The organism is Aestuariivirga sp. (genome assembly GCF_965227715.1).
GTDB lineage: Bacteria > Pseudomonadota > Alphaproteobacteria > Rhizobiales > Aestuariivirgaceae > Aestuariivirga.
The window spans coordinates 3074225-3098186 of the sequence record NZ_OZ245771.1; the positions used below are offsets into that span (position 1 = coordinate 3074225).

The window sequence follows — 23962 nt, forward strand, 5'->3', positions numbered from 1 at the left end:
GCATGGCTAGGATGTCGGATCAACAGGAGTTTTGAGAATGGCGTGGAAAGAAACCACCGGTACCGCATGGACCTGGTACAAGGGCGAGTGGCACAGCGGCAACCCGCAGCTGATGGGTCCGATGAGCCACGCGCCGTGGCTTGGTTCCTGCGTGTTCGATGGCGCGCGTGCCTTTGAAGGGGTGGCCCCCGATCTTGATCTGCACTGCCAGCGCATCGTGCGCTCGGCCCAGAGCTTCGGCCTCAAGGTTCTGAAATCCGCCGTCGAGATCGAGGAGATCATCCGCGAAGGGATCGCCAAGTTCCCGCGTGGTGCTGAGCTCTATCTCCGCCCCATGTTCTGGGCGGAAGACGGCTTCGTGGATGTGGACCCCGAGAGCACGCAGTTCTCGGTGTCCGTCTATGATGCGCCGATCCCCAAGCCGCTGGGGATTGCCATCACCTGCTCGCCCTTCCGCAGGCCTTCCTTCGAATATGCGCCAACGGATGCCAAGGCAGCCTGCCACTATCCCAATTCCGCCCGCGCCATCCGCGAAGCCCGCGCCCGCGGCTTCGACAATGCGGTGATGCTGGATGCGCTGGGCCATGTGGCTGAGCTGTCCACTGCAAACATCTGGTACGCAAAGGATGGCGAAGCGCATACGCCCGTTCCCAACGGCACCTTCCTCAACGGCGTTACCCGCCAGCGCGTGATCCAGCTCCTGCGCGATGCCGGAATCAAGGTGCATGAACGCTCGATCCGCTGGACTGAATTCCTGGAGGCTGACGAGGTCTTCTCCACCGGCAATTGGGCCAAGGTTGCCCCCGTCACCCGCATCGAGACCCGCAGCCTGCAGCCCGGCCCAATCATGCAGACGGCGCGGGATCTTTATTGGGACTACGCGCTGAACGGGCGCTGATCTCCGCTCCTCACGGCCTCAGCACAAAGGGCGTGCCTTCGAAGGCATCCGCGCCGCGGCCGATGCGTTCGATCGCCTTCACCATCCGCCCCTGCCGGCCCAGCACCTCATCCGCCAGCGAGACGATCAGCCGGTTCGGCGTTGCAGAGGGCGAGGCCGCGCGCAGCTCGGTGGCCAGGGTCTCTTCATCGGCTTCGGGGCGGAACATGCACAAGGCCGTATAGGCCGCGGCGGTGGAGCGGCTGATGCCGGCCCAGCAGTGGATCAGCATCGGGTCCTTCCGGTCCCAGTCTGCAAGGAAGGCGATCAGCCGTTCGGCGTCTTTGGGTTCGGGCGGCGTGTGACCGTCCATGGCCTGCACGATGTCATGAAAGTAAAGCTTGAGGTGACGGTCCGCAGCGATGCCGGTGGGCGGCTCATGCAGTGTGCCGGGGGCAAGGAGCGTGACCACGTGGCGAACGCCATGCGCATCCACGAGGGGCTGCACCTTGCTCAAAGGGCCGACGATGATCATGGCGCAAGGCTCCTGAATGTCTTGAGATAGAGTGAGGCTGCATCATTGGCGGCCAGGGGCTTCAGGCGGGAGAATCGCGCGGCCCCTTCGCCTTCGAGGCCCTTGGGCTTCCCAAAGAATTTCTGCGCCTCCTCCAGGCTGAAGCCCGCCAGTTGCGTGGCCTCAAGATAGGCGGCCAGGCGGTCGCAGGTCTTGACGAAGGCCTCCAGCTTTGCCGGTGCTGCGGGCGGAAGTCCGAAGCGCAAATGGATCGCGGCCAGAAGCCGGTGTTCGAAGGCCTTGTAGTCGAGGCCGAGCGCCGCCTTGAAGGGTGAGATCATGTCGCCCACCACATATTCCGGCGCATCATGCAGGAGGGCCACCAGCCGGCTCTCACGGTTAAGCGCCGGGGTACAGTGAACGGCCAGCTCCTCCACCAGCACGCAATGCTGTGCGACGGAGAAGGCGTGGTCCCCTTTGGTCTGGCCGTTCCAGCGCGCCACGCGGGCCAGGCCATGGGCAATGTCCTCGATTTCGATATCGAGGGGCGAAGGGTTCAGCAGGTCAAGCCTGCGGCCTGAAAGCATGCGCTGCCAGGCGCGCGGCGGTTCAGGGGCGCGCGCCATGCTTCACGGCTTCATGGCGGTGGCAGTCGATCACATGGTCATTCACCAATCCGCAGGCCTGCATGAAAGCATAGACGATGGTGGGGCCAACGAAGCGGAAGCCGCGCCGCTGCAAATCCTTGGAGATTTTCTCGGCAAGCGGCGTCTTCGCCGGAATGTCACCCATGCCGCGCACCTTGTTCTGCAGCGGCACGCCATCCATGAAGTCCCACAGGTAAGCCGAGAAATCCGGGATTGCGAGATAGGCTTGCGCATTGGACACGCTCGCCTCGATCTTGAGGCGGTTGCGCACGATTCCGGCGTCCAGCATCAGCTTGTCGAGCTTTTTCGGCGTGTAGCGCGCCATCTTCTCCGGGTTGAAATCATCGAAGGCGCGGCGGAAATTGTCACGCTTCCTGAGGATGGTGATCCAGGAGAGGCCGGCCTGAAAGCCATCGAGCAACAGCTTCTCGAAGAGTGCGCGCGAGTCATATTCAGGCACCCCCCATTCCGTGTCGTGATAGGCGACATAGACCGGGTCCGTGCCGCACCAGTTGCAGCGGCAGAGGCCATCTTCGTGGCGGACGGCACTCATGCCGCACCCGGAACGTCATAGCGGGCCCAGTCCGGCTTCAGCACCGTCACGGCCACGCCATCGGCGGCGAGCGGCGCGTCCGCTTCCGCCAGACGGTCAAGCCTGATCAGGGCCAGCGCGGTTTCGCCGGCTGAGGAGACAATGGTGCCGATAAGCTTCTCGCCCGCCCTGATTTCAGTGCCCTTCGGCAGGTCCGGGCGGGAGGTGTGCACGGGCAGGATGCGGCTTCGGGCCAGCCCGCGGTGTTCCATGCGGGAAACGACCTCCTGCCCCACATAGCAGCCCTTGGCGAAGCTGACGCCGCCCAGCTGGTCCAGATTGGCCTCATGCGGAAAAAACCCGCCGCTCGCCAGCTCCTCGCCCTCGGCGAGGCCAAGCGCCAGGCGGGCGGAGTCATAGCCCTTGGCCTCCGATTGCGCGCCATCGCCCATGCTGCGCCATCCGATTGCAGCCGTTCGCGGGTCCTGGTAGCCGCTGGGGATCTCCACAGGGGACACCGCCACGGCGAGGTCATCCCGCGCCGCGATCTCCACCTTGGCGCGGAGCTTATAGAAGCCGAGGCGCTTCAGAAGCTCAAGGCTCTGTGCAGCGGCGCAATCAATCAGATAGCCATCTCCCTGGCGCCTCACCAGCATGTCGAACAGGATCTTGCCCTGGGGGGAGAGCAGCGCGGAATAGGCCGCCTCCCCTTCGGACAGCCGCTCGATATCCGCCGTGAGGAGGTTGTGCAGGAAATGCCCTGCCTCCGGCCCGGTGACGGCAAGGACAGCCCGGCCCGGGAGAAGGCCCGCCTCGAAATGAATGTCGCGCATCGCTGTTGCTTCGTTTCCAATCCACATTTACGAAGGCCCTGAACCATGATCAAGGATTGCCCGAGGATTATCATGCCCTTCCACGCCGAATTGATCCTGAAAGGCGGAATTCTCGTCAATCATGACGGAACCGGCCCCCGTGACGTGGCAGTGAGCCAGGGCCGCATCACCGGCATCGGCTCCTTCAGCGACTCCCAGGGAGGCCAGGTCATCGATTGTACCGGCCTCCACATCCTTCCGGGCGTGGTCGACAGCCAGGTGCATCTGCGCGAGCCCGGGGCCGAGCACAAGGAAGATCTCGAGACTGGCGGCCGCGCGGCGGTGATGGGGGGTGTCACGGGCGTGTTCGAGATGCCCAACACCAATCCGCTCACCACCACGGCCGAAACGCTGGCGGACAAGGTGAAGCGCGCCACCAACCGCATGTATTGCGATTTCGCCTTCTACATGGGCGGCACGCGAGAGAATGCGCATTTGCTGGGCGAGCTGGAGCAGCTTCCGGGCTGTGCCGGCACCAAGGTGTTCATGGGCTCCTCCACAGGGTCACTCCTGGTTGATGATGATGACGGGGTGGCCCAGATCCTCAAGAACATCCGCCGCCGCGCGGCCTTTCATTCCGAGGATGAATTCCGCCTCAATGACCGCAAGGGCGAGCGCGTCGAGGGTGATCCCGCCAGCCACCCGGTGTGGCGCGATGCGGAAGCCGCTCGGCTTTGCACCGAGCGCCTGCTGCGCCTGGCGCGCACCGCAGGCAAGCGCATCCATGTGCTGCATATTTCGACGGCTGAGGAATTCCCGCTGCTTGCCGCCAACCGGGACATTGCGACGGTCGAAATCACGCCGCAGCACCTCACATTCACGGGGGATGATTATGCGAGGCTCGGCACGCTGCTGCAGATGAACCCTCCGGTGCGTGCGGCCCAGCATCGCGCAGGTGCATGGCAGGCGCTGCAATCGGGCCTTGCCGATGTGCTGGGCTCCGACCATGCGCCGCACACGCTGGAGGAGAAGGCCAAGCCCTATCCCGCCTCACCTTCAGGCATGCCTGGCGTCCAGACGCTGGTGCCGGTGATGCTGGACTATGTCAATAAGGGCCGCCTGACGCTTGAGCGCTTTGTAGATCTGACATCGCATGGTCCCAACCGCATCTTCGGCATGGCCAGCAAGGGCCGCATCGCCGAAGGCTATGATGCGGACTTCACCATCGTCGACATGAAGAAGCAGCGCACCATCCGCAATGACTGGATCGAGAGCCGCTGCAAATGGACGCCCTACGACGGCCTCACCGTCACCGGCTGGCCGGTGGGCACTTTCGTCCGTGGGCGGATGGTTATGTGGAACGATGAAATCATTGGCGCGGCCCAAGGCCAGCCGATCCGTTTTCTAGAAGCGCTTTGAAAAGGTAGAATCCATGTCCTTCCGTGCCATTCTCATCACCAAGACGGAGCAAGGCCAGAAGGCCGAGTTGACGCGGCTCGAAGAGTCCGAGCTGATGGAGGGGGACGTGACCGTCGACGTGACGCATTCCTCCGTCAACTACAAGGATGGGCTGGCAATCACGGGAACTTCTCCCATCGCACGGCGCTTTCCGCTGATCCCCGGCATTGATTTCGCAGGGGTCGTGCGAAGCTCCAGCAATCCGCGCTGGAAAGCGGGGGATCAGGTGGTGCTCAACGGTTATGGCGTGGGAGAAGGCCACCATGGCGGATTTTCCGAAGTGGCGCGCGTCAACGGCGATTGGCTGGTGCCAGTGCCTCACGGCTGGACGGCGGCGGACTGCATGTCGGTTGGCGTTGCGGGCTACACCGCCATGCTCTGCGTCATGGCGCTGGAAGAGCAGGGGGTGAAGCCTTCGGACGGCGATGTGCTGGTGACGGGGGCTGCGGGTGGTGTGGGCACCACAGCGATCGTGATCCTCGCGAAGCTCGGCTACCGGGTGATCGCCTCCACCGGCCGCGTGTCCGAAGAGCCGTTCCTCAAGAGCCTCGGGGCGGCAGGGGTTGTGGACCGCAATGAGTTCAACGGCCCGGTGAAGCCCCTGGCCAAATCGCGCTGGGCGGCTTGCATTGACTCCGTGGGCTCTGTGACGCTCGCCAACATTCTCTCGCAGATGAATCCGGATGGCACGGTTGCGGCCTGCGGCCTTGCGCAAGGCATGGACCTGCCCACCACGGTTGCGCCATTCATCCTGCGCGGCGTGAAGCTCATCGGCATCAATTCGGTTGCAACGCCCATGCCGCGGCGCCTTCAGGTGTGGGCGCGGCTGCAGAAGGACCTGGACCTCGCGAAGCTCCACGCGCTCACCACCCATGTCAGCCTCGATCAGGTACCGCAGGTCGCGGCCGATATCGTGGCAGGCAAGGTCAAGGGCCGGGTGGTGGTGGACATCCGCCAGGGCTGATGGATTTTCTCCTCCTCCTCACGGGCATGGCAATTGGCCTCGCCGTCACGGCGCCGCTGGGGCCCGTCAATATTCTGATCATCCGCAACGCCATCCGGCGCGGCTTCGGCGCGGCCTTTCTGATCGGGCTCGGTGCTGTGGTGGCGGATTGTTTCTATGCCGCCGCCGCAGCCTATGGGGTTAGCTCCATTGCCAGCTTCATCACCAAATATGCGCAGCCATTGGCTCTTCTTGGCGGGTTGATCCTGGTGGTCATGGGCGTGAGGCTGGCGCGGAAGCGCAGCACGGGGCTGGGTGTGCTGGTGCAGGATACGCCGGTTCGCAGCGGGCAGGTGGCCGGGCGCATGCTGGGGGCCTTCACCCTCACCATCACCAATCCCGGAGAGCTCTTCGCCTTCCTCGCCATCTTCAGTGCCATGAACGGCGTGCTCCGCCTGCATGAAGACATGCTTCGGCCGCCCACCGTCGTCGTGGGCGTGGCGCTCGGCGGCATGGCCTGGTGGCTGTTCCTCAGCTTCATCGTCTCCCGCTTCCGGGAGCGGATCAGCGAGACCCTGTTCAACCGCATCAACCGCTGGACCGGCGTCCTGATCGCCGCCTTCGGCTTCGCCCTGCTGATGGATGCCGTGTTCTAGCCTGCTACTGGCGGCTGCGGGCCAAGGTGAATTCGCCTGCGCGCACGCGGTCCGGCAGGCGCTGGCACATCACCGCCACGGGTTCTTCGCCATAGGTGGTGATCAATTCGGAGAGGGCCGCGAAGATGGCCGCGGTGGCGATGCAGTCCCGGTCAACACCTTCATAGGCCGCTTCCTCCCACGCATCGCGGAGGAACTGGAGCGCCAGCTGCTTCTCCTCGGCGGGATTGGCGTCGGTCAACCTGTCGGCAATAATCTGCATGCTGTCCATCAATTTCGGAGCGCGGCATCATTCCGCGCCTCAGCCCCACCTTAACGATGATCGGGGCCGGGGCCACCCGTTCCTTAAACGAAGGTTAACAGTGGGCCGAAGTTTCAGCCCTGCCGGTAAAGGCTCCCCGCGCGGGCAATCGCCTCTTCCATGTTGGGCGCCAGGGTAAAGCCCGAGAGTTGGTCCGGATCGGCCCAGGCAGTGGCCGCCGCATCGCTCGCCGCCAGCGGCTCTTCCGGGCCCGCAAGGCCCCAGTAGCAGGCAATCACATAATGGACGCTGAGCAGCCCCGCTTCAGTCCGCCTGATCACCTCATAAAGGCCCACAAGACCCTTGAATTCGGCGGTGAGGCCGGTTTCCTCGCGAAGCTCGCGGGCGGCTGCCCGTTCCAGCGTCTCGCCCGCCTCCAGATGGCCGCCGGGGAAGGCCCAGAGTCCGAAGGGCGCCTTGGCACGCTGGACCAGAAGCACCTTGCCGTTCCGCCACACCGAGGCTGAAACACCGAGCTTCGGCCACTGTTGCTCACCTGCCATTCGCGTTTAAACTCCGCCCCATGTGCGGACTTTATAGCCTCTCGAAGAGCGCCAGGGAAACCAGGGCGTGGTTTCAGTACCGGGACGAAGCGGAATTTCCGCCGCGCGCCCATGTGGCGCCGGGGCAGCCCATCGGCATCATCCGCATGGAAGATGGCGCGCGGCGCTTTGCACTGGTGCGCTGGGGCTTCATCCCCTCCTGGGTGAAGGAGGTGAAGCCCGGAAAGCCCCTCATCAATGCGCGCGGCGAAACGGTGATGGAGAAGCCCAGTTTCCGAAATGCCATGCGCAGGCGGCGCTGCCTGGTTCCGGCGGATGGCTATTACGAATGGTCAGGTGCCGAGGGCCGCAAGACCTGCTTTTTCGTGCAGCGGCAGGACAAGTGCCTGTTCGGCTTCGCAGGGCTGTGGGAACACTGGATGGGTGCGGACGGCTCAGAAATCGAAACCGCAACGCTGATGACCATTGCCCCCAACAGAGAACTCGCCACCATCCATGACCGCATGCCAGTGATCATCGCGCCGGAGGACTATGAGACCTGGCTCACAGGCGAGGCGGAAGAGGCAGCGGGGCTGATCCGCCCCGCGCCCGATGAGAGTTTCACGCTGGAGCCCACGGTGATCGGCCGCGCGGCGGCGGTGCGGAAGCCGGATCAGTTGAGTTTGTTTTAAGGGGGTTGGCGGGGGCGGGATCGCAGTGTCGCCCCGTGAGAGATTACCTGCAGATACTCGAGCTTCATCTTCTAAGTACTAATTCTAAGCAAATAGGTAGATGCATACTTAGATTTATATTAATGATGCCAAGGTGGGAGTTGCAGTGGCTAGGAGGAGTTTCGGTGCTCGTTGAAGTTGCGATATCTTCTGAGTTTGTTCCATACCTTCAAAGCGCTGTCCTTCGTCTGACTTATCTCTATCCAAGCCATCACATTTCAGTCCGTGATCAAATCTTAGTAGTTTTAGATTGCGATCCCGAAGTAGAGCCCAATCTGCGGAGGGACATCGCATATACGCTCTATCGAGAGAAAGTGTATCACGAAACGCTAGAGATGCGGCGACAACTGCTTGGTATAGTATCGCGCGAATGAAGATTTGGCCCCTCAGGTTCAGAACCATGTCAAGTGGATATTTGTTATTCACTGATGAAAGTGGAACTTGGTTCAGGGCAGACCGGCAGTTCCTAGAGCGTTATGCATTTGATCGGCTCTCGTCGGAAGATCTTGAGTTCCTCAACCGAATTGGAAGTGCATTTGAGGATGTGGATGATATTTCCTACGAGTCTTTTGCATTTAGGATGGGGCGAAGGCTAGCTTCATTGAAGCCACTATCTTACTTGGTTCTGATCCCTACGCTTCGCTGTAATTTGTCCTGCGGTTACTGCCAGGTCTCACGAGCCGCTGAAACGGCCCTTGGTTACGACTGGACTGAAGAGATTTTTCTAACGCTTATCAAATTTCTCGATAAATTGGAAAGCTCTAAAGTGAAAATTGAGTTCCAAGGTGGAGAGCCATTACTAAGGCTCGATTACTTGGAGCGAGTAAGAGACTACTGTCGGAACCGTTTCACAGAGTCTGAATTTGTTGTCTGCACAAACTTGCAAAATGTGGGTCCTGCTGAGTGGGCGTTCCTAAGTGCCAATGATACTTACGTAAGTACCTCAGTCGACGGTCCTCTGCACCTACATGACGCACAGCGTACCAAGAGCATTCCTCTTGCGAACCAATTCTTCGACAACTTGGGTGTTGCTGCAACGATACTAAAGAAGGGACACCTCTCCGCCTTGCCCACAATTGACGTGAATTCTCCACCGGACATTGAGCAACTAATCGTCACATATGAGTCTGTAGGGATCGCGTCAATCTTCCTGCGTCCAATAAACTTTCAGGGTTTTGCCCGTCGAAAGGGACAGCATCAATCCGCTGGGATGAAGTGGAATGATTTTCATTCCGATTTTATTGACCATCTAATAGAGCGAAACTTTCGGACGAAAAGGATAGTCGAGGATTACTATTTTAGCCATTGTCTCAAGAGAGTAATTCGATCAGGGTTGGACGGACACGTCGACTTGCGCAATCCAAGCTACTTTGGCACCGACTATATTGTCGTTAATTATGACGGCCTTCTGTATCCAACGGATGAGTGCCGTATGCTCTCAAGAATAGGCGAAGTTGACCTCTCCATTGGAACACTTCGAGATGGTGTCGACCAGTCTAGAATTGATGCACTGAACATGTCTTCAGTGAACAACTACGATCCGGACTGCGTGCACTGTTCATATCAACCTTTTTGCGGCAGCGACATCGTAGACGATATCTCGCGATATGGTCGCATAGACGTTCCAAGGGATATGACATGGTTCTGTCGCAGACATCTGGCCATATTCGACAAAATCTTTAGCCTGATATATGACGAAGACGAGGCAATACAATTCTCCTTGGCCGCCTGGTCTGGAATGAAAACTTGGCCTCGCCGCCTTTCCAGGGCGCGTCAATGATTCCTCTCTTTCTTCGAATTGGAGTTGAGGAAGGAGCGTCCCCGTTTGTCTTGCGGCTAAACTCGGATTGGAGGCCGGGTTTCGTAGAGCACGACGCGCATGTCACCCGACTTACAAAAGGCGGAGCAATCTACCATAGCCAACGGGGAGAATTGCTCGTCGAATACACAGACTGGAAATCTCTTGATCGTGATGTCATCCTTGTTTACCCCTCTAAGAGACTCGCTTCACGCCTGATTAGATCTGCATCAATTCACAATACCCTCTTGTTGACAGAACAATGTGATCAGCTTTGTGAGATGTGTTCTCAGCCACCGAAGGCGCATCACAGCGACATGTTTGAGTATCTCGAACTAGCTGTATCATTGGCTCCGATGGGAGCGCGAATTGGTTTGTCGGGGGGTGAGCCCACGCTGTTCAAGGAGCAGCTTTTTGATTTGGTGAGAAGGACCCTCGTCAATCGCCCCGACTTGTCGTTTCATATTCTAACAAATGGTCAACACTTCACGCACTCGGACATTCCCTTCGTAAGAGCAATTCCACGGGGACGTGTATTGTGGGGCGTTCCTCTCTATTCATCAAATTCGACGGCTCATGACGAGATAGTTGGTAAGTCTGGTGCATTCGCACGATTGCAAGAGTCATTTTCAATCTTAATGAGGGGGAACGCCGAAATTGAATTGAGAACAGTTGTACTGAATTCGAATGTTGCAGACCTCGAAGTTACGGCGGAGTTTATTTCGCTTAAGCTTCCGTTTGTAGAGCGTTGGGCCATAATGCAGTTAGAGAGAATAGGATTTGGCCGAAAAAACTGGAACAGACTGTTCTTTGATAACTCTAGGACATTCTCTCCAATCGCAAGGGCAATCGATACCGCGATGGGACTGGGAATCCAAACTCAGCTGTATAACTTTCCTCTCTGCACCATACCTGAAGAATACAGAGAGCAGGCGCCACGTACCATTTCTGACTGGAAGCAAAAATACCTGGATACGTGTACTGGTTGTAGGCTCCTCGATACCTGCAGTGGTTTCTTTGAATGGTATGATCAATCGAATGGGTATTCAAAGCTGGGACTGCAGCCCTTATGAAGCGTAAATTTCTTATCCCATCCTTATTGGCGGCAGGACTATTTCCTCTTCGAATCGGAGATCCCGCGATCGCAAATTCGGTTAGTTCAAATCTGAATCCAAAAGAGTCATTTCAGAAGGGTCGATTGTTCCAGCTATCTCATCGTTATACCTTGGCTGGGCATAGTTCACACAGTTCACATAGTTCACATAGCTCTCATGCGAGCCATCGTTCTTCGAGCGGAGGAACATTTCTCTATAGGTCATCTCCGACACCTATATACAGCCCACCGGCGCCTCCACCACGGGCCCCACTCTCAGTGCTTCCCGGGAATTCCAAGAAATTCAAGGAAATTGTGTTTGATGTTCAACTTGGATTGAAGTCGTTTGGATACTACCATGGTCCAATCAGTGGTGAAGTTGATGAACCAACTAGGTCTGCTCTTATTGAAATGCAGTCTCAGTGGGGTCTTACAATAACAGGTACGATTACTCCGGAAGTTTTGACAAAGTTTGGAATTACGGCGGAGTGAATGGGTGTTCCGACAAATAGATTCTATTGTCTGTGGGGAATGCATTCGTTGTTCCTGATCCATTAAAAGTGAATTCGAGGCCAACTGGATCGTTCGGTATTAGATTCAGAAAAGTAGTGGCGATTCTGAGGATGACACGCAAACCGTCCTTCAGGGGTTCTGAATCTTCCGTGCCATGCACAGGACCGGGTTTACTTCATAGCCGAGGGATTCATAAAAGCCCTTCACGGCGGCGTTCTCCGCGCGCACCAGCAGGTTCACTTTCCACACGCCCCGCGCGCCGAGCCAGGCTTCGGCGGCGCGTACTGCGGATCGCCCCAGTCCCTGCCGCTGGAAAGTGGGTGCGACCGCCACGTAGTACAGCATGCCACGGTGGCCATCATGGCCCACCATCACCGTGGCGGCGATCCTTCCGCCGGTCTCGCACACGAGGATGGCCGAGCACCCGCCATCGCGCGCGAAGGAAATGTCCTTGTACGGATCATTCCACGGACGCGTCAGCCCGCAGTCACGCCAGAGTTGGACGGTGGCGTCCACGTCATCATCCGCCATCTCGCGAAAGCCGGTCATTCGGGCAGCACGCGCCCCGGGTTCAGGATGTGGTTTGGGTCGAACATCTTCTTGAGGTCACGCATCATCCGGAGTTCGACCGGAGATTTGATGGCCGGCATGCGATAGGCCTTCAGCCGGCCAATGCCGTGCTCGGCGCTGATCGAGCCGTGGAAGCGTGCCACCACCTCGAAGACGGCGTCATTCATCTCGTTCCACATCGCCAGGAACTTTGCCTTGTCCATGCCCACGGGCTGCGAGACGTTGTAATGGATATTGCCATCCCCCAGATGGCCGAAGGAGACGAAGCGCGCGCCGGGCATGAGGCGCGAGACGGCCTCGTCGGCCTCTCTCAGAAAAGCCGGAACTTTCGAAACCGGCACGGACACATCATGCTTGATCGAGCCGCCTTCGGGCTTCTGCGCTTCTGAAATCAGCTCACGCGCGGCCCAGAGTTCGGCGCGCTGGCTGTCTGACTGCGCGATGACGGCATCGCTGACGAGGCCCTGTTCCATGGCGTGTTCCAGCAGGCGGGCCAGCGTGCCCGGCACGGGGTCTGACAATTCCGCCAGCACATACCAGGGGGAGGGTGAGGCGAGGGGCTGGCGCACGGCCATGTGTCGGATCGCAAATTGCAGTGCGATGTCGGCGATCAGTTCGAAGCCCGTCACACGGCGGCCGCTCATGTCCTGGGCGAGGCTCAGAAGGCTGACGGCGGCCTGTGGCGAGGGGACGGCGATGAAGCCTGTTTCCCAGCTCCTGGGCCTGGGTACCAGTTTCATCACGGCCTTGGTGATGATGCCGAGCGTTCCCTCGGCACCGATGAACAGGTCACGCAGGTCGTAGCCCGTATTGTCTTTCCGCAGGCGCTTCAGGCCGTTCCACACCTCGCCATCAGCCAGCACCACTTCGAGACCGAGGCAGAGGTCCCGCGTGTTGCCATAGGCGATGACGTTGAGGCCACCGGCGTTGGTTGAGAGATTTCCGCCGATCCGGCAGGAGCCTTCGGAGGCGAGGCTCAAAGGAAACAACCGGTCCACCGCGGCCGCTGCATCCTGCACGGATTTGAGGATGGCGCCGGCTTCGACGGTGATGGTGTTATCTGCCGGATCGACGTCGAGAATGCGCGTCATCCGGTCCAGCGAGAGGACGACTTCGGTTCCGGCATCGGTTGGGATCTGCCCGCCGCACAATCCCGTGTTGCCGGACTGCGGCACGATGGCGGTGCGGGTTTCATTGGCGATGGCGAGGATGCGGCTCACCTCTTCCGTTGAACCGGGGCGGAGCACCAGAGGCGAGCGGCCCTGCCAGATCTGCCGCCACTCGCGCATGTAGCCGTCCATCAAGGCGGGATTGCTGATGGCGTGGGCCTCGCCCACGACGGCGGTGAGGCGGGCAAGTGTGGCGGGGGACGGCAGGCCGGTCATGCAGTGTCCCGGGGCGCGGCGGCGCGCAGCAGCCGGTCATTGATGGCCTCGCCCAGGCCGTGATGGGGAATGGGGGCGACGGCAATGCGCGGGATGCCCGTTGCATCGATCTCATGCAGCAGGCGGAAGAGATTGGCGGCGGCCTCGACCAGGTCTCCCGTGGGCGACAGCGTCCAGGGACCATGGGCGTGAAGCGGGCCGAAGCCCAGATAGGTTTCGCCTTCGCGCGGGGCATCGGCGTTGAGCCGCAATTCGGCGTGGGGCGCATAGTGGCTCAGGAGCTGGCCCGGCGCATGCGGCCGGGCGGAATGGGATTCATGCGCGATGGGGTGGCCCAGGCATTTCTCGATCTCCGCTCTCGGAACGCCGCCGTGGCGCAGGAGCTTCGGCCCGTCTTCCAGGAAACTGACGACGGTTGATTCGACTCCCACCTTGCAGCGCCCGCCGTCGAGCACGATGGCAACCTTGTCCTTCAGGTGGCGGCGAACATGGTCCGCCGTGGTCGGGCTGATCTTGCCCGAGGGGTTGGCGCTGGGCGCCACCACTGGGCGGCCTGCCGCTGCGAGAAATTCGAGCGCCACGGGATGGGAGGGCACGCGGATCGCGATGCTCTCGAGGCCGGAACTCGCCAGCAACGAGACGGGGCAATCTTCCGCGCGCGGCACGACGAGGCTCAAAGGCCCGGGCCAGAAGGCTTGGGCGAGAGCCTTGGCCTCCGCACTAAACTTCCCCAGCGCAAAGGCGGCTTCAGCGCCGGGCACATGGACGATCAGCGGGTTGAAGGAGGGGCGGCCCTTCGCGGCATAGACGCGGGCCACCGCCTGGTCATTGGTGGCATCGGCACCGAGGCCATAGACGGTTTCCGTGGGGAAGGCCACGAGGCTGCCCTCGCGCAAGGCCTGTGCTGCGGCAGCGATGTCATGTGGGGAAGCCATCGGGGCTCTATAGCAGTTGCCGCGGGGAGCGGCTAGAAGATGGCCATGACCACGCTTCTCTTCACGCACCCCTCATCACTTCGGCATGTGACGCCCGAAGGACACCCGGAACGCATCGACCGGATCAAGGCCGTGAACCAGATCCTGTCGAGCGAGCACTTCAAGGATCTGCTTCGCCGCGAGGCACCTCTGGGCCGCGACGAGGATATTCTGCTCGCCCATGCCTATGAGCATCTGGAGCGGATCCGTGCGGTGGCACCTGCTGAAGGATTTGAATATCTCGATGCCGATACGGTGATGTCCCCTGGCTCTCTCGAAGCCGCACTCCGGGCAGTGGGGGCGGCGACGGCGGCGGTTGACGCCGTGTTCCGCGGTGAGGCGGACAATGCCTTCTGCGCGCTTCGCCCCCCCGGCCACCATGCCGAGAGCCGCCGCGCCATGGGCTTCTGCCTGTTCAACCAGGCGGCGATTGCGGCCCATCATGCGCGCAACCGCCATGATGCGGAGCGGGTGGCGGTTGTCGACTTTGACGTGCACCATGGCAATGGCACGCAGGACATCTTCTGGTCGGACCCCGACCTGTTCTATGGCTCAACCCACCAGATGCCGCTTTACCCCGGCACGGGCGATGTGCAGGAAACGGGGGTGGGCAACATCTTCAATGCGCCGTTACGCGCGGGCGATGGCGGAGAGCAATTCCGCGAGGCGATGAACTCGGTGATCCTGCCGGCGCTCGATACCTTTGCGCCGGACCTGGTGATCATCTCTGCCGGTTTCGATGCCCACCACCGGGACCCGCTGGGCAGCCTTCAGCTGACGGAAGAGGATTTCGCCTGGGCCACGCTGAAGCTGATGGAGGCCGCCGAGATCCACTGCGGCGGCCGCGTGGTTTCGGTTCTCGAAGGCGGCTATGATTTGCAGGGGCTTGCCGCCTCCGCCGGCATCCACGTGCAGGCGCTGATGCGCGGCAATGCCGATGAACTGCCCGAAGACATGGATGATGACGACGAGGACGAAATCTGATGACGGATCACGCGGACATCCAAGGCCTTCCCTTTGAGAAGGCGCTGGCCGAACTCGAGCAGATCGTGACCAGGCTCGAATCCGGCAAGGTTGACCTCGAACAGTCGATCGCCATCTATGAACGCGGCGAGGCGCTGAAGACACATTGCGAGAAGCTCCTCAAGGACGCTGAAGCGCGGATCGAGAAGATTACGCTCAGGCCCGACGGCACCCCCTCCGGCACCGAACCTCTGGATGTCGGCTAGGCAGCGGCTCGACGAAGCACTGGTGGCGCGGGGGCTCTACCCCTCTCGCTCGCGCGCGCGCGATGCCGTGCTGCGCGGCACGGTGATGATCGATGGCGAGACGGCTGCCAAGCCCTCGCAATTGGTGGGCCCAAATAATGTGCTGACCACCCGCGATGCTGCGCATGGGTATGTGTCCCGCGCGGCGCTGAAGCTGAAGCATGGGCTTTCGCATTTCGGGATTTCGGCAGAGGGCAAACATTGCCTCGACATTGGCGCCTCGACCGGCGGCTTCACCCAGGTGCTGCTGGAAGAGGGTGCTGCCCATGTGACGGCGATCGATGTGGGCCACGGGCAGATGAAGCTTCAGGACCCCCGGATCACGCTGGTCGAGGGCCTCAATGCACGTGATCTGTGTACGGAGCATCTGGACCGGGCGGTGGAACTCATCGTGTGCGACGTGAGCTTCATTTCTCTGAAGCTCGCTTTGCCCAAGGCCATGGCGCTGGCGGAAGAGGGTGCGGCGCTGGTGGCACTGATCAAGCCGCAGTTCGAGGCGGGGAAAGAGGCGGTGGGCAAGGGCGGGATCGTGGGCGACCCCATTGAGCATGCGCGGGTTTGCGCGGAGATCGTTTCGTTCTTGCGCGCGGAAGGGTGGCGGGTTCTGGGGGTGACGGAGTCTCCGGTTGAAGGCGGGGACGGGAACCGGGAGTATCTGGTGGGCGCGGTGAAGGGGTAGATTTCCTTCCCCACGAGGGGGAGGGAGAGTTGTTATCGGGGAATTTAATCCTTGACTTTTATTCCTAGTTTGTGCTAGTCAATCAGCTCGTGCCTGCTGCTGATTGACATTGTGAAACATTACCCGACCTGCCCGCGGTGGCGCAGGAAGTGGTCTGCCAGGACGATGGCCATCATCGCCTCACCCACCGGAACCGCCCGGATTCCGACGCACGGGTCGTGGCGGCCCTTGGTCATCACGTCCACCTCTTCGCCCGTGGCGGAGACGCTGCGGCGGGAGGTGAGGATCGAGGAGGTGGGCTTGACCGCGAAGCGCACCACCACATCCTGGCCCGTGGAAATTCCGCCCAGAATGCCGCCCGCATTGTTGGAGAGGAATTGGGGCTTTCCCTCCGCCATGCGGATTTCGTCTGCGTTCTCCTCGCCCGTGAGTGCGGCGGAGTCGAAGCCGGCGCCGATCTCCACGCCCTTCACCGCATTGATGCTCATCATCGCCGAGGCCAGATCCTGATCGAGCTTCGCATAAAGCGGTGCACCCCAGCCGGCAGGGACGCCGCTGGCCGTCACCTCGATCACCGCGCCGATGGAGGAGCCGGATTTGCGGATGCCGTCGAGATAGTCCTCATAGAAGGCTGCCGCCTTCGCGTCAGGCGCGAAGAAGGGGTTGTGATCCACTGCCGCCCAGTCCCAGTTGGCGCGGTCGATCTTGTGGGGGCCCATCTGGACGAGGGCGCCACGGATGGTCACCCCCGGGATGATCTTGCGGGCCACGGCACCGGCCGCCACGCGGGCCGCCGTCTCGCGCGCGGAGGAGCGGCCGCCGCCGCGATAATCCCGGATGCCATATTTCGCCTGGTAGGTGAGGTCAGCGTGGCCGGGGCGGAAACTGTCCCTGATCGCGGCATAATCCTTGGAGCGCTGATCGACATTCTCGATCATCAGCATGATGGGGGTGCCGGTGGTGACGGGGCCGCCGGTGCGCTCATCCTCGAAGACGCCAGAGAGGATTTTCACCTGGTCCGGCTCCTGGCGCTGGGTGGTGAAGCGCGACTGGCCGGGGCGGCGCTTGTCCAGGAAGGACTGAATGTCCTCAGGCGTCAGCGCGATGTTGGGCGGACAGCCATCGACGATGCAGCCTAAGGCCGGCCCATGGCTTTCGCCGAAGGTGGTGACGCGGAAGAGGTGGCCGAATGTGTTGTGCGACATGGGGCGCTATCTAGAGCAAAAGCCTGCCTGCTGGAAACTCTGTTGTTTATCGTCATGCCTGCGAAGGCTGGCATCCCGCTTTCGGGCGGCAAAGCGGGACCCCAGCCTTCGCTGGGGTGACGGCGGCAAAATCAACTGGCATCGGCCTTCGCGTCAATCCACTGGGCCTCGCCATCCGCGAGCTTGCAGTAGAAGCCCTGGCGCATGACGAGTTCGACGAGGTCCCGCCGGGGGAGGCCGGCGATTTCGGCAATCAGGCAGCGGCCGATGGCGCCATGGGCGACGACGACGGTCGGGCGGTCCAGCGTATCGAGCCACTGGTTGATGCGGAGATGGCCATCCTCATAGCTTTCGCCGTCAACCGGGCGCCAGGAATAGCGGTCTTCCGGGTGGGCGGGATAGACGGGGGAGGCCTTCAATTCCCAGAAGGGCTTTCCTTCCCACACACCGAAGCCCAGTTCCTGGACCGCAGGCTCAATGCCGATCTGCTGCGGCTCAAGGGCCAGGGCCTCCGCGATGTAGCCCATGGTCTGGCGGGCGCGCTGCAGCGGGCTGACGATGAAGGCGAAGTCTGGTGAAAAGTCAGGTATGGCGGTGAGCGCTGTGGCGACGGCGCGGGCCTGAACGTGGCCCTTGCCATTGAGGGGCGTGTCCGTCCAGCCCTGGATCAGACCCTGGACGTTCCAGTCGGTTTCGCCATGGCGGACGAAATAGATCGGAGGCCGCTTCCTACTCACCGTTGCCGTTCACCGTGATGTCGGGGGCTTCCGGGTTCTTCATGCCGACGATGTGATAGCCTGCATCGACATGGAGGATTTCGCCGGTCACACCGCGGCCCAGGTCAGACAAGAGATAGAAGGCGCTGTCGCCCACCTCATCAATGGTGACGGTGCGGCGAAGGGGCGAATTATATTCATTCCAGCGCAAAATGTAGCGGAAGTCGCCGATGCCGGAGGCTGCGAGCGTCTTGATGGGACCGGCGGACACTGCGTTGACGCGGATCGCCTTGGGGCCCAGATCCGCCGCCATATAGCGCACGGAGGCTTCAAGCCCGGCCTTGGCGACGCCCATGACATTATAGTGCGGCATCCATTTTTCCGCGCCGTAATAGGTGAGGGTCAGCATGGAGCCGCCATTGGTCATCAGCTTTTCGGCGCGCTGGGCGACGGCGGTGAAGGAGTAGACGCTGATGAACATGGTCTTGGTGAAATTCTCGGGCGTCGTATCGACATAGCGTCCCGTCAGCTCATCCTTGTCCGAGAAGGCAATGGCGTGGACGAGGAAGTCGAGCGTGCCCCATTCCCGCTTCAGCGTTTCGAAGGCGGTGTCGATCGAGGCCATGTCCGAGACGTCACAGGGGACGACGATTTTCGAGCCCAGTTCGGCGGCGAGTGGCTCCACCCGCTTCTTCAGGGCGTCACCCTGATAGGTGAAGGCGAGCTCGGCTCCCTGCGCGGCACAGGACTTGGCGATGCCCCAGGCAATGGACCGGTTGTTCGCAACCCCCATGACGAGGCCACGCTTGCCAGCCATTAAACCCTTGATATCGTTCATGATTTACCGTCCAGGAAGAAGAAGCAGGATTGTGCCCCCGCGGGCGGTTAATTGGCACAAAGCCGCCGGGAGGTCCACAGGAAAGAAAACACGCATTGGGCGAGGGGCGAACCTCAGCCACATGGCAGCCGGTGCCATGGCGGTGGTTGATCCCGGGTCATGGCGGGTGCCATAAGCAGAGCTGAATTCAGGATGATTGCAGATGGCACTGAGCGATATTTCGAAACTGACGGCGTCCGCCGGCTTCACCGAGCGCAACGACCCCTATAATCTGTTCGGCGAATGGCTGAAGGAGGCGGAAGCCTCCGAACCCAATGACGCCAATGCCATGGCGCTGGCGACGGTGGACGAGGAAGGCCTGCCCAACGTGCGCATGGTGCTGCTCAAGGGCTTCGATGAGCGCGGCTTCGTGTTCTACACCAATTTCGAAAGCCAGAAGGGCCAGGAGATCCTCGGCACCATGAAGGCGGCACTCGTCTTCCACTGGAAATCGCTGCGGCGGCAGGTGCGCGTGCGGGGGCTGGTGGAGGAAGTCTCAAGTGAAGAGGCGGACCAGTATTTCGCCTCCCGCCCGCGGGACAGCCGGATCGGCGCCTGGGCCTCACAGCAATCCCGCCCGCTCGAAAGCCGCTTCGCGCTGGAAACGGCAGTCGCGATCAACACCGCGAAATATGCGATTGGCGAAGTGCCGCGGCCCGGCCATTGGTCTGGTTTCCGCATCCTGCCGCTGGCAATCGAGTTCTGGCATGACCGGCCGTTCCGGCTTCATGACCGGGTGGTGTTCCGCCGCAAGGACGTGACGAGCGGCTGGAACAAGGCGAGGCTTTACCCATGAACGCGACCCCCGAGGTTGAACGAAAGACGCTGATCCTGACCGGCGCCTCACGCGGCATCGGACATGCGACGGTGAAGCGCTTCTCCACGGCGGGGTGGCGCGTCATCACCTGTTCGCGCCAGCCCTTCCCCGAGGATTGCCCGTGGGACGCGGGGCCTGAGGACCACATCGTGGTGGACCTCGCCTCTTCCGAAGACACCCATGCCGCGATTGCGCAGATGAAGGAGAAGCTGAAAGCCCAGGGCTCCAAGCTGCATGCGCTGGTGAACAATGCCGCGATCAGCCCCAAGAAGCCGGGAGGCGGCAGGCTCAACACGCTGGAGACCGCGGAACAGGACTGGAAGACGGTGTTCCAGATCAATTTCTTCGCGCCCGTCATGCTGGCGCGCGGATTGATGGATGAGCTGGTGGAGGCCAAGGGGGCTGTCGTCAACGTCACCTCGATTGCGGGCTCGCGCGTGCACCCCTTTGCCGGTGCTGCCTATTCGACGTCCAAAGCCGCACTCGCCTCGCTGACCCGCGAGATGGCGGCGGATTTCGGGCCCTTCGGTGTGCGCGTCAATTCAATCTCGCCCGGCGAAATCGAAACCTCGATCCTGTCTCCCGGCACGGAAAAACTGGTGGCGCAGATTCCGCAGCGCCGTCTGGGCCAGCCGGAAGAGGTGGCCAAGGCGATTTATTTTCTGTGTACGGATCAATCAAGCTATGTGACGGGGGCCGAGCTCCACATCAATGGCGGGCAGCATGTCTAGCAACGGGCTCAGGCCTGAAACCATTGCCGCGCATGCGCTGCGGGCGGTGGATGAGGCGACGGGGGCGGTGGTGCCGCCGATCTATCTCTCCTCCACCTATGCACGCGATGAAAACTATGTGCCGAAGCTGAAGGAAAATTACGTCCGCGCCGGCAACCCGACGCTGTGGCAGACGGAGGAGGCGATAGCCGCACTCGAAGGCGGATCTTCCGCGCTTCTGTTTGCCTCCGGCATGTCGGCAATCACCACGCTGTTCGAGACGGTGCCGCAGGGCCGCCATGTGGCAGCACCCGACGTGATGTATTACGGCACGCGCGACTGGCTGCAGCGGCTGGAACGGCTGGGGCGCATTCGCCTGACGCTGTTCGACCCGCGGATGCCGGGCGCCCTCGAGGCTGCGATGCGCAAAGGCGAAACGGATATCATGTGGATCGAGACGCCCCTGAACCCCACCTGGGATGTGATCGACATCGAGGCTGCGGCGCAGGCGGCGCATGCGACGGGTGCGATCCTTGCTGTCGATGCGACAGCGACCGCGGCGGTGACGACGCAGCCCTTGAAGCTTGGCGCCGATATCGTGTTCCACTCGGCCACCAAGTATCTGAACGGCCACTCGGACGTGCTGGCGGGTGTGCTGGTCACGCGCGATGAGACCCCGCGCTGGGCCGAGGTCAAAGCCTTACGCACCAAGATCGGCGCGCCCCTGGCGCCGCTCGAATGCTTTCTGCTGATGCGGGGGTTGCGCACGGTGTTCGTGCGCTACCGCCAGGCCTCTGCCAATGCGATGGCGATTGCCAGGCATTTTGAAGGGCACCCCAAGGTGGCGCGCGTGCTCTACCCCGGCCTATCCTCCCACCCCGGCCACGCCATTGCGGCGCGGCAGATGCGGGATGGGTTCGGGGGCATGATGTCGCTTCTGGTGAAGGGCGGTTTCGAGGATGCGAAGACACTGTGCACGAAGCTCAAGGTGATCGTGCCGGCGACTTCACTTGGCGGGGTTGAAAGTCTTGCTGAACACCGCAAGTCGGTGGAAGGACCGGAGAGCCCGGTGCCGGACAATCTGGTGCGGCTTTCGGTCGGGATCGAGCATGTGGATGATCTAATCGCGGATCTGGAACAGGCGCTGGCGGGCATGTGACGCGCTTTAGATGAAGCCGCCTCGTTCCGCCTCGTGCGGGAGGTTCCAGCCGAAGTAGACTTCCGTTTCGATAATCCTGCCGTTTTGCACACGATGCACTTCGGCATTTCGGAAGCGCTTTCCGCCTGCGGAGGCTTCATAGACGACGAAGGCCCACTCCCCGTCTTCTGCGCCATGGATCACGTCCATGCCGGTGAAGGACTCGCTGTTGGGCCAGCAGCGCGCGAAGAAGGTTTCGCGATCAATCGCGTTATCCCTGGGGCTGGTGAAGCGATAGGGGTCCCCGATGACGGCTTCGATCCCATCACGGTCCTTGTCGCGGAAGGCCTGCAGCGCTTTCTTCACGGTATCCAGAGATCCGGCCATCGATGTTCGTGCTCCGCACTATTGGTCGAGAAACGCCTCGCTATGGGCGCAGCACTGCCAGCCATCCGGGGTTCGCACCCAGGTCGAGGAATCGGCGGCGTGAAGGGTCTGGGTTTTGCCGTCCATGGTGACGGTCTGGGTGACGGTGTATGCAAGGATTGCGATGTCTGGCGTGGGCGAGAGAAACGCCATGTCACCGAATTCGAAGCTGTTCAAGATCCACTGGCCCTGTTCGGTCAGCGACTTCATCGAGTCCTTGCTTACCGTCATCAAGCCCTGCTTGCCGGTGACGATAGTGTTTTCAGACGAAAGCCGCGCGGCCGTTGTGCCGTCCTTCTTGCACAGCGCGTTCCAGTAGGACGTCTCCAGCGCGACGATTTTACTTTGCGTGGGATGGGCTTGATCTGACATGATTGGAACAACGCTTGGCCGGCGGCGGAGTTCCATCAGGTTTTGCGCGAACGCGGCCGTCAGACCGCCTTGGCGTGCCGGTTGGGTGCTGCCACGAAATGGGTGTCGAAGGCGGCGGCGACCGTGCGCAGGAACAGGCGGTGCTTCGGCAGCACGCTGACCCGCGTGCCCTTCACCTCGGCGATGCCTGCGAGGATTGCGGGCTCGAGCTTCTCTGGAACATCATCGAAGATACGCGCGTCAAAGCCGTGGCGCTGGGCGATTTCTGCGGCATCGACCGAGAGATCGCACATGAGGCGCTCGATCACGTCCGCGCGCATGCGGTCTTCGGCCGTCGTGGCGAGGCCGCGGGTGACGGGGCTTTCATTGCGGTCAATCTTCTGGGACCATTCGAGCGTGTCGCGCGCGGACTGGACGAAGCCTTGCGGGAACTCGCCAATGGCGGAGGCCCCGAAAGCGAGGAGCGCGTCTGACACATCCGTGGTGTAGCCTTGGAAGTTCCGGCGCATCTGGCCTTTTCGCGCGGCGGCGGTGAGCTCATCATGTTCCAGCGCGAAATGATCGAGGCCGATCGAGGCATAGCCTTCGGCGTTCAGTTCGCGTTCGATCACCGTGGCCTGGGCGTAGCGTTCGCGCACGCCGGGGAGTTCGGCCTCGTTGATCATGCGCTGGTGCTTCTTGAACCAGGGGACATGGGCATAGCCGAAGACCGAGATGCGGTCCGGCTTCAACTCCGAGGCCTGGCGCGCGGTTTTCGCGACACTCTCGACGGTTTGCGCGGGGAGGCCATACATCAGGTCGAAATTCACGGAGGTGAAGCCCGCCTCGCGCAGGAATTCATTGGCGGCCTTGACGAGACCGAAGGTCTGGAGGCGGTTGATCTTCATCTGCACCGGCGTTGCGAAATCCTGGACGCCGAAGCTGATGCGGTTGAAGCCCATGGCGGCCAGCATCCTGGCGCGTTCACGCGTGAGCGTCCGCGGATCGGATTCGAGCGCCATTTCCCCACCGGTGCTCAAGCCGAAGCCCTGGTCGATGGCCTCCACGATCTCGCCGATGTGGAGGTCATCGAGATAGGTGGGCGTGCCCCCGCCGAAGTGGAGATGGGTGACCTTTCCCTTGCGGCCCCGGAACAGAGATGCGGAGCGGCGAATGTCCTTCACCAGATATTCGACGTAGCGCGCGGCGCGGTCATAAGAATTGGGCACCGAGGTGTGGCAGCCGCAATACCAGCAGAGTTGGCGGCAGAAGGGGATGTGGACATAGACCGAGAGCGTGGCGTCGGGGTCCAGTGCTGCCAGCCAGTGATCGGCGGTGGCGCCAGGAAAATCGGGCTGGAACTGAACCGCGGTCGGATAGCTCGTGTAGCGCGGCACATCCTGGGTGGCGAAGGGGAGAAGCTGAGTGTCCATGGCGCCCGAGACTAGCGCGGGCAAGGCGCCGCTCCTTGACTTCGATCAAAAGCGGG

At 61.4% G+C, this 23962-nt stretch carries 29 protein-coding genes; 14 read left to right on the forward strand and 15 right to left on the reverse strand.

Annotated elements, in window-relative coordinates:
* Positions 1 to 37 precede the first annotated feature (37 nt).
* Positions 38 to 898, forward strand: a complete 861-nt coding sequence (locus ACO06F_RS14575) for a branched-chain amino acid aminotransferase (protein ID WP_421693470.1) — start codon at positions 38 to 40, stop codon at positions 896 to 898.
* Positions 899 to 908: 10 nt separating this feature from the next.
* Here ACO06F_RS14575 and ACO06F_RS14580 read toward each other — a convergent pair whose 3' ends face one another.
* From ACO06F_RS14580 to ACO06F_RS14595, 4 genes are read right to left on the reverse strand one after another with little or no spacing between them, the layout of a single operon-like run.
* The gene (locus ACO06F_RS14580) at positions 909 to 1412 is read right to left on the reverse strand and encodes a tyrosine phosphatase family protein (protein WP_421693471.1); all 504 of its coding nucleotides are present in this window, start codon (positions 1410 to 1412) and stop codon (positions 909 to 911) included.
* A complete protein-coding gene (locus ACO06F_RS14585) occupies positions 1409 to 2017 on the reverse strand; it encodes a hydrolase (protein WP_421693472.1) in 609 nt (202 codons plus the stop codon). The genes ACO06F_RS14580 and ACO06F_RS14585 overlap by 4 nt, the downstream gene beginning before the upstream one ends.
* Complete coding sequence (locus tag ACO06F_RS14590; RefSeq protein ID WP_421693473.1) at positions 2001 to 2591, reverse strand: DNA-3-methyladenine glycosylase I; 591 nt, start codon at positions 2589 to 2591, stop codon at positions 2001 to 2003. The genes ACO06F_RS14585 and ACO06F_RS14590 overlap by 17 nt, the downstream gene beginning before the upstream one ends.
* Positions 2588 to 3403 (reverse strand): YgfZ/GcvT domain-containing protein, encoded by an 816-nt coding sequence (locus ACO06F_RS14595; RefSeq protein WP_421693474.1) that lies wholly within the window; start codon positions 3401 to 3403, stop codon positions 2588 to 2590. Before ACO06F_RS14595 ends, ACO06F_RS14590 begins: the two co-directional genes overlap by 4 nt.
* A 72-nt stretch (positions 3404 to 3475) precedes the next feature.
* On the opposite strand from ACO06F_RS14595, the gene ACO06F_RS14600 reads away from it, so the two are divergent.
* Genes ACO06F_RS14600 through ACO06F_RS14610 form a run of 3 tightly spaced genes read left to right on the forward strand, consistent with a single transcriptional unit; the run spans position 3476 to position 6439 of the window.
* Complete coding sequence (locus tag ACO06F_RS14600; protein ID WP_421693475.1) at positions 3476 to 4801, forward strand: dihydroorotase; 1326 nt, start codon at positions 3476 to 3478, stop codon at positions 4799 to 4801.
* Between the two features lie 13 nt (positions 4802 to 4814).
* Entirely contained in the window at positions 4815 to 5804 is a 990-nt protein-coding gene (locus tag ACO06F_RS14605; RefSeq protein WP_421693476.1) for an MDR family oxidoreductase, read from the forward strand.
* Entirely contained in the window at positions 5804 to 6439 is a 636-nt protein-coding gene (locus ACO06F_RS14610) for a LysE family translocator (RefSeq protein ID WP_421693477.1), read from the forward strand. Before ACO06F_RS14605 ends, ACO06F_RS14610 begins: the two co-directional genes overlap by 1 nt.
* Before the next feature lie 4 nt (positions 6440 to 6443).
* On the opposite strand, the gene ACO06F_RS14615 is transcribed toward ACO06F_RS14610, so the two are convergent.
* Together ACO06F_RS14615 and ACO06F_RS14620 are read right to left on the reverse strand one after the other, a co-directional pair.
* Positions 6444 to 6701, reverse strand: a complete 258-nt coding sequence (locus ACO06F_RS14615; RefSeq protein WP_421693478.1) for a hypothetical protein — start codon at positions 6699 to 6701, stop codon at positions 6444 to 6446.
* Between the two features lie 113 nt (positions 6702 to 6814).
* Complete coding sequence (locus tag ACO06F_RS14620; protein WP_421693479.1) at positions 6815 to 7243, reverse strand: NUDIX hydrolase; 429 nt, start codon at positions 7241 to 7243, stop codon at positions 6815 to 6817.
* Between the two features lie 20 nt (positions 7244 to 7263).
* Between ACO06F_RS14620 and ACO06F_RS14625 the strand changes: the two genes are divergently transcribed.
* From ACO06F_RS14625 to ACO06F_RS14640, 4 genes are all read left to right on the forward strand, one after another.
* Complete coding sequence (locus ACO06F_RS14625; protein WP_421693480.1) at positions 7264 to 7914, forward strand: SOS response-associated peptidase; 651 nt, start codon at positions 7264 to 7266, stop codon at positions 7912 to 7914.
* Between the two features lie 409 nt (positions 7915 to 8323).
* Positions 8324 to 9733 carry a His-Xaa-Ser system radical SAM maturase HxsB gene (gene hxsB / locus ACO06F_RS14630; RefSeq protein WP_421693481.1) on the forward strand — a complete coding sequence of 470 codons (1410 nt, stop codon included), beginning with the start codon at positions 8324 to 8326 and terminating at the stop codon, positions 9731 to 9733.
* Complete coding sequence (gene hxsC, locus ACO06F_RS14635; RefSeq protein ID WP_421696692.1) at positions 9730 to 10824, forward strand: His-Xaa-Ser system radical SAM maturase HxsC; 1095 nt, start codon at positions 9730 to 9732, stop codon at positions 10822 to 10824. The genes hxsB and hxsC overlap by 4 nt, the downstream gene beginning before the upstream one ends.
* Positions 10821 to 11336: a peptidoglycan-binding protein gene (locus tag ACO06F_RS14640; protein WP_421693482.1), complete on the forward strand. Its 516-nt coding sequence runs from the start codon at positions 10821 to 10823 to the stop codon at positions 11334 to 11336. Before hxsC ends, ACO06F_RS14640 begins: the two co-directional genes overlap by 4 nt.
* Positions 11337 to 11486: 150 nt before the next feature.
* On the opposite strand, the gene ACO06F_RS14645 is transcribed toward ACO06F_RS14640, so the two are convergent.
* The 3 genes from ACO06F_RS14645 to ACO06F_RS14655 are packed head-to-tail and all read right to left on the reverse strand — an operon-like array spanning position 11487 to position 14247.
* Positions 11487 to 11906 carry a GNAT family acetyltransferase gene (locus tag ACO06F_RS14645; protein ID WP_421693483.1) on the reverse strand — a complete coding sequence of 140 codons (420 nt, stop codon included), beginning with the start codon at positions 11904 to 11906 and terminating at the stop codon, positions 11487 to 11489.
* Positions 11903 to 13312 carry an FAD-binding oxidoreductase gene (locus ACO06F_RS14650; RefSeq protein WP_421693484.1) on the reverse strand — a complete coding sequence of 470 codons (1410 nt, stop codon included), beginning with the start codon at positions 13310 to 13312 and terminating at the stop codon, positions 11903 to 11905. The genes ACO06F_RS14645 and ACO06F_RS14650 overlap by 4 nt, the downstream gene beginning before the upstream one ends.
* On the reverse strand, positions 13309 to 14247 hold the full coding sequence (locus tag ACO06F_RS14655) for an L-threonylcarbamoyladenylate synthase (RefSeq protein ID WP_421693485.1): 939 nt from the start codon (positions 14245 to 14247) through the stop codon (positions 13309 to 13311). Before ACO06F_RS14655 ends, ACO06F_RS14650 begins: the two co-directional genes overlap by 4 nt.
* 45 nt (positions 14248 to 14292) lie before the next feature.
* On the opposite strand from ACO06F_RS14655, the gene ACO06F_RS14660 reads away from it, so the two are divergent.
* From ACO06F_RS14660 to ACO06F_RS14670, 3 genes are read left to right on the forward strand one after another with little or no spacing between them, the layout of a single operon-like run.
* Positions 14293 to 15270 carry a histone deacetylase family protein gene (locus ACO06F_RS14660; RefSeq protein WP_421693486.1) on the forward strand — a complete coding sequence of 326 codons (978 nt, stop codon included), beginning with the start codon at positions 14293 to 14295 and terminating at the stop codon, positions 15268 to 15270.
* Entirely contained in the window at positions 15270 to 15515 is a 246-nt protein-coding gene (locus tag ACO06F_RS14665; protein WP_421693487.1) for an exodeoxyribonuclease VII small subunit, read from the forward strand. Before ACO06F_RS14660 ends, ACO06F_RS14665 begins: the two co-directional genes overlap by 1 nt.
* The gene (locus ACO06F_RS14670) at positions 15505 to 16233 is read left to right on the forward strand and encodes a TlyA family RNA methyltransferase (protein ID WP_421693488.1); all 729 of its coding nucleotides are present in this window, start codon (positions 15505 to 15507) and stop codon (positions 16231 to 16233) included. Before ACO06F_RS14665 ends, ACO06F_RS14670 begins: the two co-directional genes overlap by 11 nt.
* Positions 16234 to 16352: 119 nt before the next feature.
* On the opposite strand, the gene aroC is transcribed toward ACO06F_RS14670, so the two are convergent.
* From aroC to fabI, 3 genes are all read right to left on the reverse strand, one after another.
* On the reverse strand, positions 16353 to 17438 hold the full coding sequence (gene aroC / locus ACO06F_RS14675) for a chorismate synthase (RefSeq protein WP_421693489.1): 1086 nt from the start codon (positions 17436 to 17438) through the stop codon (positions 16353 to 16355).
* A 131-nt stretch (positions 17439 to 17569) separates the two neighbouring features.
* On the reverse strand, positions 17570 to 18175 hold the full coding sequence (locus ACO06F_RS14680; protein WP_421693490.1) for a histidine phosphatase family protein: 606 nt from the start codon (positions 18173 to 18175) through the stop codon (positions 17570 to 17572).
* Complete coding sequence (fabI, locus tag ACO06F_RS14685) at positions 18168 to 18992, reverse strand: enoyl-ACP reductase FabI (protein ID WP_421693491.1); 825 nt, start codon at positions 18990 to 18992, stop codon at positions 18168 to 18170. Before fabI ends, ACO06F_RS14680 begins: the two co-directional genes overlap by 8 nt.
* A 202-nt stretch (positions 18993 to 19194) precedes the next feature.
* On the opposite strand from fabI, the gene pdxH reads away from it, so the two are divergent.
* The 3 genes from pdxH to ACO06F_RS14700 are packed head-to-tail and all read left to right on the forward strand — an operon-like array spanning position 19195 to position 21717.
* Positions 19195 to 19827, forward strand: coding sequence for a pyridoxamine 5'-phosphate oxidase (pdxH, locus tag ACO06F_RS14690; protein ID WP_421693492.1), 633 nt, complete (start codon positions 19195 to 19197; stop codon positions 19825 to 19827).
* Positions 19824 to 20579 (forward strand): SDR family NAD(P)-dependent oxidoreductase, encoded by a 756-nt coding sequence (locus tag ACO06F_RS14695; RefSeq protein WP_421693493.1) that lies wholly within the window; start codon positions 19824 to 19826, stop codon positions 20577 to 20579. Before pdxH ends, ACO06F_RS14695 begins: the two co-directional genes overlap by 4 nt.
* Positions 20572 to 21717, forward strand: a complete 1146-nt coding sequence (locus ACO06F_RS14700; RefSeq protein ID WP_421693494.1) for a trans-sulfuration enzyme family protein — start codon at positions 20572 to 20574, stop codon at positions 21715 to 21717. The genes ACO06F_RS14695 and ACO06F_RS14700 overlap by 8 nt, the downstream gene beginning before the upstream one ends.
* 6 nt (positions 21718 to 21723) lie before the next feature.
* Here ACO06F_RS14700 and ACO06F_RS14705 read toward each other — a convergent pair whose 3' ends face one another.
* From ACO06F_RS14705 to hemN, 3 genes are read right to left on the reverse strand one after another with little or no spacing between them, the layout of a single operon-like run.
* Entirely contained in the window at positions 21724 to 22083 is a 360-nt protein-coding gene (locus tag ACO06F_RS14705; RefSeq protein ID WP_421693495.1) for a nuclear transport factor 2 family protein, read from the reverse strand.
* A gap of 18 nt (positions 22084 to 22101) precedes the next feature.
* Positions 22102 to 22494: a nuclear transport factor 2 family protein gene (locus ACO06F_RS14710; protein WP_421693496.1), complete on the reverse strand. Its 393-nt coding sequence runs from the start codon at positions 22492 to 22494 to the stop codon at positions 22102 to 22104.
* A gap of 59 nt (positions 22495 to 22553) precedes the next feature.
* The gene (gene hemN, locus ACO06F_RS14715; protein ID WP_421693497.1) at positions 22554 to 23930 is read right to left on the reverse strand and encodes an oxygen-independent coproporphyrinogen III oxidase; all 1377 of its coding nucleotides are present in this window, start codon (positions 23928 to 23930) and stop codon (positions 22554 to 22556) included.
* Between the last annotated feature and the right edge of the window lie 32 nt (positions 23931 to 23962).

Bases quoted from the DNA above. Each gene is read 5' to 3' on its own strand.
- ACO06F_RS14575 (WP_421693470.1), top strand. From the start codon at position 38: ATGGCGTGGAAAGAAACCACCGGTACCGCATGGACCTGGTACAAGGGC.
- ACO06F_RS14580 (WP_421693471.1), bottom strand. From the start codon at position 1,412: ATGATCATCGTCGGCCCTTTGAGCAAGGTGCAGCCCCTCGTGGATGCG.
- ACO06F_RS14585 (WP_421693472.1), bottom strand. From the start codon at position 2,017: ATGGCGCGCGCCCCTGAACCGCCGCGCGCCTGGCAGCGCATGCTTTCA.
- ACO06F_RS14590 (WP_421693473.1), bottom strand. From the start codon at position 2,591: ATGAGTGCCGTCCGCCACGAAGATGGCCTCTGCCGCTGCAACTGGTGC.
- ACO06F_RS14595 (WP_421693474.1), bottom strand. From the start codon at position 3,403: ATGCGCGACATTCATTTCGAGGCGGGCCTTCTCCCGGGCCGGGCTGTC.
- ACO06F_RS14600 (WP_421693475.1), top strand. From the start codon at position 3,476: ATGCCCTTCCACGCCGAATTGATCCTGAAAGGCGGAATTCTCGTCAAT.
- ACO06F_RS14605 (WP_421693476.1), top strand. From the start codon at position 4,815: ATGTCCTTCCGTGCCATTCTCATCACCAAGACGGAGCAAGGCCAGAAG.
- ACO06F_RS14610 (WP_421693477.1), top strand. From the start codon at position 5,804: ATGGATTTTCTCCTCCTCCTCACGGGCATGGCAATTGGCCTCGCCGTC.
- ACO06F_RS14615 (WP_421693478.1), bottom strand. From the start codon at position 6,701: ATGCAGATTATTGCCGACAGGTTGACCGACGCCAATCCCGCCGAGGAG.
- ACO06F_RS14620 (WP_421693479.1), bottom strand. From the start codon at position 7,243: ATGGCAGGTGAGCAACAGTGGCCGAAGCTCGGTGTTTCAGCCTCGGTG.
- ACO06F_RS14625 (WP_421693480.1), top strand. From the start codon at position 7,264: ATGTGCGGACTTTATAGCCTCTCGAAGAGCGCCAGGGAAACCAGGGCG.
- hxsB (WP_421693481.1), top strand. From the start codon at position 8,324: ATGAAGATTTGGCCCCTCAGGTTCAGAACCATGTCAAGTGGATATTTG.
- hxsC (WP_421696692.1), top strand. From the start codon at position 9,730: ATGATTCCTCTCTTTCTTCGAATTGGAGTTGAGGAAGGAGCGTCCCCG.
- ACO06F_RS14640 (WP_421693482.1), top strand. From the start codon at position 10,821: ATGAAGCGTAAATTTCTTATCCCATCCTTATTGGCGGCAGGACTATTT.
- ACO06F_RS14645 (WP_421693483.1), bottom strand. From the start codon at position 11,906: ATGACCGGCTTTCGCGAGATGGCGGATGATGACGTGGACGCCACCGTC.
- ACO06F_RS14650 (WP_421693484.1), bottom strand. From the start codon at position 13,312: ATGACCGGCCTGCCGTCCCCCGCCACACTTGCCCGCCTCACCGCCGTC.
- ACO06F_RS14655 (WP_421693485.1), bottom strand. From the start codon at position 14,247: ATGGCTTCCCCACATGACATCGCTGCCGCAGCACAGGCCTTGCGCGAG.
- ACO06F_RS14660 (WP_421693486.1), top strand. From the start codon at position 14,293: ATGACCACGCTTCTCTTCACGCACCCCTCATCACTTCGGCATGTGACG.
- ACO06F_RS14665 (WP_421693487.1), top strand. From the start codon at position 15,270: ATGACGGATCACGCGGACATCCAAGGCCTTCCCTTTGAGAAGGCGCTG.
- ACO06F_RS14670 (WP_421693488.1), top strand. From the start codon at position 15,505: ATGTCGGCTAGGCAGCGGCTCGACGAAGCACTGGTGGCGCGGGGGCTC.
- aroC (WP_421693489.1), bottom strand. From the start codon at position 17,438: ATGTCGCACAACACATTCGGCCACCTCTTCCGCGTCACCACCTTCGGC.
- fabI (WP_421693491.1), bottom strand. From the start codon at position 18,992: ATGAACGATATCAAGGGTTTAATGGCTGGCAAGCGTGGCCTCGTCATG.
- pdxH (WP_421693492.1), top strand. From the start codon at position 19,195: ATGGCACTGAGCGATATTTCGAAACTGACGGCGTCCGCCGGCTTCACC.
- ACO06F_RS14695 (WP_421693493.1), top strand. From the start codon at position 19,824: ATGAACGCGACCCCCGAGGTTGAACGAAAGACGCTGATCCTGACCGGC.
- ACO06F_RS14700 (WP_421693494.1), top strand. From the start codon at position 20,572: ATGTCTAGCAACGGGCTCAGGCCTGAAACCATTGCCGCGCATGCGCTG.
- ACO06F_RS14705 (WP_421693495.1), bottom strand. From the start codon at position 22,083: ATGGCCGGATCTCTGGATACCGTGAAGAAAGCGCTGCAGGCCTTCCGC.
- ACO06F_RS14710 (WP_421693496.1), bottom strand. From the start codon at position 22,494: ATGTCAGATCAAGCCCATCCCACGCAAAGTAAAATCGTCGCGCTGGAG.